General features: G+C 60.9%; 2 pseudogenes. Both read left to right on the forward strand.

Annotated elements, in window-relative coordinates:
- Positions 1-116: 116 nt before the first annotated feature.
- Positions 117-248: pseudogene (locus WI697_RS27545) on the forward strand (hypothetical protein); the annotation flags it as partial.
- A gap of 24 nt (positions 249-272) precedes the next feature.
- Positions 273-905: pseudogene (locus WI697_RS27460) on the forward strand (DUF433 domain-containing protein); the annotation flags it as partial.
- Positions 906-1,009: the final 104 nt, after the last annotated feature.

Below are 1,009 nucleotides of genomic sequence, written 5' to 3' on the forward strand. Positions count from 1 at the left end.
AGACTTCGAGAACCTCTCACGGATGGCTTTGGCATTCCTCCGCCTCGCGATGATCCGGATCATGATGCGCAGAATCGCAAGGAGCCGGAAATCATAGATAACTTCTCGGACGGACTCTAAGCCACGGACCGCAGGACGAGTTTCGGGCCCACCTCTCAACTTGCCATCCTTGCCGCGGCCAAGTCCCTTTATCGGGTCTCTCGTCAATCCCCCTTGAAATTCCTTCGCTGAAATTATATTTCCGATAGATCGGAAGAATAAATAGGTCGCACATGCCAGCCGTTGCCGACATGCTGAAGGCGAGTGAAGCCGCCGTCGTCTCGCGGGTGAGCCTGCGCGATGTGAATCGCGTGATTGATGAGCGCATCCTGCCGGACGCGTTCGTGTCACGCGACAATGGACGGCACGTGCTGGCCGGGGCGTGTTCCTTCATCGCCTTCTACTTCGAGAGTGCCGGGCGCCTTACCTCGGAAGAGCGGCTCTTTGCGATCAGGGTCGCCGGGCCGCGCCTGACGCGTGTGCGGGCGCTTGGCTGGAAGGCGTTGCTGCGTGAGGACTGGACGGTGCGTCATGAATTCCTGACCATCAACCTCCTCTCCTTCGCGAAGGGAACGAGCGAGCGGGTCGAAGATCTTGCTGCCGCGCGCGATCTGATCTCGATCTCGCCCGACATTCTGGGTGGCACGCCGGTCATCCGCGGCACGCGTGTTCCGGTCCATGACGTGGCTGCCGCCGTCGCCGCGGGGCGTTCGCTTGAGCAGATTCTTGAAACCTGGCCGAGTCTTGATGCCCGGACGGTGGGGCTCGCTGCCATCTATGCGGAGGCGAATCCGCTGCGTGGGCGGCCGCGCATGTCGGGCGCTCTGCCTGAGGGCTCGACCATCATCACTAGTACTACAGTTGCATATTATATCTTTTCGCCCCATGCGAAATGGCCGCAACCGCTTGATGTGACTGCCGCCACCGAAACCATGCCCAGACGTCCCCTGCGTGGCGTTGTGTCGCGAAC

It is taken from the genome of Tistrella mobilis, assembly GCF_039634785.1.
GTDB lineage: Bacteria > Pseudomonadota > Alphaproteobacteria > Tistrellales > Tistrellaceae > Tistrella > Tistrella mobilis.